At 44.3% G+C, this 212-nt stretch carries 1 pseudogene; it reads left to right on the top strand.

The features are described 5' to 3' along the window. A pseudogene (locus tag CWC03_RS23280) lies at nt 1-212 on the top strand (DNA topoisomerase IV subunit B); the annotation flags it as partial.

Raw genomic sequence — 212 nt, 5'->3', positions numbered from 1 at the left:
TCAGTACACTTTTGGCCCGCTGCGAGTTATTTTGACTCAGCTAACTTCTCAATTACTAAGTTAAACCCCTTGCTAAAATCCAAGGCTGTATTGTGTCCTGGGCTTAGAATTCGTTTTGTAACTAAACAGACGAAAGACACGCAAGAATGGCACTATGAGGCAGGTCTTGAGGATTACCTAAAAGACAGCGCGGAAGGCTATGAAGTGCTGCC

The sequence above is a fragment of the Pseudoalteromonas sp. S2755 genome (assembly GCF_005886535.1).
GTDB lineage: Bacteria > Pseudomonadota > Gammaproteobacteria > Enterobacterales > Alteromonadaceae > Pseudoalteromonas.
Note: the sequence above shows the minus strand (reverse complement) of the source record. Positions and strands in the feature narration are given on the sequence as shown.